The following is a 4,910-nucleotide window of genomic DNA, read 5'->3' as shown; positions in this document are numbered from 1 at the left end:
TTAATCTTTGAAAACTGAAGATGATAATTAACGAATATTTTTAATTATTTTTTAACACCTTAAAATTGACACCAAAAAGCAATTTTTGATGCATCAATTTTGTAACATACGAAGAGTTTGATCCTGGCTCAGGATTAACGCTGGCGGCGTGCCTAATACATGCAAGTCGAACGGAAGTTTAAGCAATTAAACTTTAGTGGCGAACGGGTGAGTAACGCGTAAGCAATCTGCCCCTAAGACGAGGATAACAGTTGGAAACGACTGCTAAGACTGGATAGGAGACAAGAAGGCATCTTCTTGTTTTTAAAAGACCTAGCAATAGGTATGCTTAGGGAGGAGCTTGCGTCACATTAGTTAGTTGGTGGGGTAAAGGCCTAACAAGACTATGATGTGTAGCCGGGCTGAGAGGTTGAACGGCCACATTGGGACTGAGACACGGCCCAAACTCCTACGGGAGGCAGCAGTAGGGAATTTTCGGCAATGGAGGAAACTCTGACCGAGCAACGCCGCGTGAACGATGAAGTATTTCGGTACGTAAAGTTCTTTTATTAGGGAAGAATAAATGATGGAAAAATCATTCTGACGGTACCTAATGAATAAGCCCCGGCTAACTATGTGCCAGCAGCCGCGGTAATACATAGGGGGCAAGCGTTATCCGGAATTATTGGGCGTAAAGGGTGCGTAGGCGGTTAAATAAGTTTATGGTCTAAGTGCAATGCTCAACATTGTGATGCTATAAAAACTGTTTAGCTAGAGTAAGATAGAGGCAAGTGGAATTCCATGTGTAGTGGTAAAATGCGTAAATATATGGAGGAACACCAGTAGCGAAGGCGGCTTGCTGGGTCTTTACTGACGCTGAGGCACGAAAGCGTGGGGAGCAAACAGGATTAGATACCCTGGTAGTCCACGCCGTAAACGATGAGTACTAAACGTTGGGTAAAACCAGTGTTGAAGTTAACACATTAAGTACTCCGCCTGAGTAGTACGTACGCAAGTATGAAACTTAAAGGAATTGACGGGACTCCGCACAAGCGGTGGATCATGTTGTTTAATTCGAAGGTACCCGAAAAACCTCACCAGGTCTTGACATGCTTCTGCAAAGCTGTAGAAACACAGTGGAGGTTATCAGTTGCACAGGTGGTGCATGGTTGTCGTCAGCTCGTGTCGTGAGATGTTGGGTTAAGTCCCGCAACGAGCGCAACCCTTATTGTTAGTTACCAGCACGTAATGGTGGGGACTTTAGCAAGACTGCCAGTGATAAATTGGAGGAAGGTGGGGACGACGTCAAATCATCATGCCCCTTATGACCTGGGCTACAAACGTGATACAATGGCTGTTACAAAGGGTAGCTGAAGCGCAAGTTTTTGGCGAATCTCAAAAAAACAGTCTCAGTTCGGATTGAAGTCTGCAACTCGACTTCATGAAGTTGGAATCGCTAGTAATCGCGAATCAGCATGTCGCGGTGAATACGTTCTCGGGGTTTGTACACACCGCCCGTCAAACCACGAAAGTTGGCAATACCCAAAGCCGGTGGCCTAACTTCGCAAGAAGAGGGAACCGTCTAAGGTAGGGTCGATGATTGGGGTTAAGTCGTAACAAGGTATCCCTACCGGAAGGTGGGGATGGATCACCTCCTTTCTAAGGAAACAATTATCATCTTCAGTTTTGAGAGACTTAAGAAAGTTTTTCATTGTAACTTGCTTGCAAATTGTATTTGCAACATTTTAATCTTTTTAAGATTAAGGGCCTATAGCTCAGTTGGTTAGAGCACACGCCTGATAAGCGTGAGGTCGGTGGTTCAAGTCCATTTAGGCCCACCATAACCACAAATAGGCAAAATCTTAAAAAAGCTCTTTGAAAAGTAGATAAACGAAGGTTAAAAAATCAAAGGAACTAAGGGCGCACAGTGGATGCCTTGGCACTAAGAGCCGATGAAGGACGCAATTAACGGCGAAACGCCACGGGAAGCTGTAAATAAGTGAAGATCCGTGGGTCTCCGAATGGGAAAACCCATTACATTGAAGATGTAATATTCTTCTAATGCGATTTATCTTGTTAGAAGAAAGGAAACGCGGCGAACTGAAATATCTAAGTAACCGCAGGAAAAGAAAGTAATAACGATTCTGGTAGTAGTGACGAGCGAACCCGGAACAGCCTGATACCATTTCTAGTTACAAAATTTTAACGAAGTAGAAGCTTTTGGAAAGAAGCACCAAAGAAGGTGACAGTCCCGTAAACGTAAGTTAAAATCTAGGGTATCAATAAGTACGGCGAGACACGAGAAATCTTGTCGGAAGATGGGAGGACCATCTCCTAAGGCTAAATACTTCTTAGTGACCGATAGTGAACTAGTACCGTGAGGGAAAGGTGAAAAGAACCCCGAAAGGGGAGTGAAATAGATCCTGAAACTGTGTGCCTACAATTAGTCAAAGCACGTTAATGTGTGATGGCTTGCCTTTTGCAGAATGAACCGGCGAGTTATGATATGGAGCAAGGTTAAGTTTTAAGGAACGGAGCCGTAGCGAAAGCGAGTCTTAATAGGGCGTTTAGTTGCATGTCATAGACCCGAAACTGAAGTGAGCTAGCCATGAGCAGGTTGAAGTTTAGGTAAAACTAAATGGAGGACCGAACCAGGACACGTTGAAAAGTGTTTGGATGACTTGTGGCTAGGGGTGAAATTCCAATCGAACTCAGAGATAGCTGGTTCTCCCCGAAATAGCTTTAGGGCTAGCGTTGATTTAGTAATTTGGTGAAGGTAGAGCACTGAATGAGTAAGGGCTTCACCTCGGGGTACCGAACTCAATCAAACTCCGAATGTTACCAAATAAAATCAGCAGTCAGACTGTGGGTGATAAGGTCCATGGTCAAAAGGGAAAGAGCCCAGACCGTCAGCTAAGGTCCCAAAATTGATGTTAAGTGGCAAAGGAAGTGAAGACGTTTAAACAACTAGGAGGTTGGCTTAGAAGCAGCCATCCTTTAAAGAGTGCGTAATAGCTCACTAGTCGAATGACTCTGCGCCGAAAATGTACCGGGGCTAAAACATCATACCGAAGCTACGGATTGAAATAACTTCTTAGTTATTTGAATGGTAGGGGAAGCGTTCTGACATCAGTGAAGCCATAGCGGAAGCAGTGGTGGAGAGGTCAGAAGTGAGAATGCCGGTGTAAGTAACGAAAAGATAGGTGAGAATCCTATCCGTCAAAAACCCAAGGTTTCCAGGGCCAGGTTCGTCCTCCCTGGGTTAGTCGGGTCCTAAGGTGAGGGAGAAATCCGTAATCGATGGCAAGCAGGCTGAGATTCCTGCACTAGTTAATCAACTGACGGAGGGACAAAGCAGGCTAAACACGCCCCTTATTGGATTGGGGTAGAAAAACTAAGTCTGAGAAGACAGGCAAATCCATTTTCTCATTTAAAGACAAGGTTTGAAAGTAAAGTGATTGATGTCATACTTTCAAGAAAAGCTTCTAGGGCTAATTGATTAACTACCCGTACCGCAAACCGACACAGGTGGGTAGGTAGAGTATACTAAGACGCGCGAGCAAACTCTTGTTAAGGAACTCGGCAAAATTACTCCGTAACTTAGGGATAAGGAGAGCTTTTATTAAAACTAAAAGCCGCAGAGAATAGGCCCAAGCGACTGTTTATCAAAAACATAGGTCTCTGCTAAACCGCAAGGTGATGTATAGGGGCTGATGCCTGCCCGGTGCTGGAAGATTAAAAGGAGATGTCAGGCAACGAAGCATTGAATTGAAGTCCCAGTAAACGGCGGCCGTAACTATAACGGTCCTAAGGTAGCGAAATTCCTTGTCGGGTAAGTTCCGACCCGCACGAAAGGCATAACGATTTGGGCGCTGTCTCAACAAGAGCCTCGGTGAAATCAAATTACCGGTGAAAATGCCGGTTACCCGCGACAGGACGAAAAGACCCCATGGAGCTTTACTGCAACTTAATATTGAAATTGGAAATAAGATGTACAGGATAGGTGGGAAACTGTGAGAGAAAAACGCTAGTTTTTCTGGAGTTGTCCTTGGGATACCACCCTTGTTATTTTTAGTTTCTAACCTGCACATTTGTAATGTGAGGGACAGTGTTTGGTGGGCAGTTTGACTGGGGCGGTCGCCTCCTAAAGAGTAACGGAGGCGTTCGAAGGTTCCCTCAAAATGGTTGGAAATCATTTGTAGAGCATAAAGGCACAAGGGAGCTTGACTGCAAGACTTACAAGTCGAGCAGGGACGAAAGTCGGACTTAGTGATCTTACGGTACCGAATGGAAGGGCCGTGACTCAACGGATAAAAGCTACCCTGGGGATAACAGGCTTATCGCTTCCAAGCGTTCACAGCGACGAAGCGGTTTGGCACCTCGATGTCGGCTCATCGCATCCTGGAGCTGGAGAAGGTTCCAAGGGTTGGGCTGTTCGCCCATTAAAGCGGAACGCGAGCTGGGTTCAGAACGTCGTGAGACAGTTCGGTCTCTATCCGTCGTGGGCGTTGGAAATTTGAAAGGAACTGTCCCTAGTATGAGAAGACCGGGATGGATATACCGCTGGTGTTTCAGTTGGTTCGCCAGAGCCACAGCTGAGTAGCTATGTATAGAAGGGATAAACACTGAAAGCATCTAAGTGTGAAGCCTCCCTTAAGATGAGATTTCCCTATGAGGTCCCTGAAAGACTATCAGGTTGATAGGCTAGAGGTGTAAGAAGAGTGATCTTTTCAGCTGACTAGTACTAATAGACCCATTGACTTTGATTTTTTAAATACCAACGTTTATCTAGTTTTGAAAGATCCTTGGTGCATAAAACTAAGGGGCAACACCTGTTCCCATCCCGAACACAGCAGTTAAGTCCTTAGTACTGACAATAGTTCTTTATTGAGCGAAGATAGGGAGTGCCAAGGTTTGCTTTATAAAAAAGA

Annotated in this window: 1 tRNA gene and 3 rRNA genes; all 4 read left to right on the top strand. The window is 45.0% G+C overall.

The features are described from left to right. Positions 1 to 105 precede the first annotated feature (105 nt). Positions 106 to 1,638 (top strand): 16S ribosomal RNA (locus OL66_RS03360). Between the two features lie 105 nt (positions 1,639 to 1,743). Next, positions 1,744 to 1,820 (top strand) — tRNA-Ile (locus OL66_RS03355). Positions 1,821 to 1,883: 63 nt separating this feature from the next. Beyond that, a 23S ribosomal RNA gene (locus OL66_RS03350) occupies positions 1,884 to 4,748 on the top strand. A 35-nt stretch (positions 4,749 to 4,783) separates the two neighbouring features. Then, positions 4,784 to 4,892 (top strand): 5S ribosomal RNA (rrf, locus tag OL66_RS03345). The 16S, 23S and 5S rRNA genes sit together here with 1 tRNA gene alongside, the layout of an rRNA operon. Positions 4,893 to 4,910 lie beyond the last annotated feature (18 nt).

Origin of the sequence: Chrysanthemum yellows phytoplasma, assembly GCF_000803325.1 — a bacterium.
Lineage (GTDB): Bacteria > Bacillota_I > Bacilli_A > Acholeplasmatales > Acholeplasmataceae > Phytoplasma > Phytoplasma asteris.
Note: the sequence above shows the minus strand (reverse complement) of the source record. Positions and strands in the feature narration are given on the sequence as shown.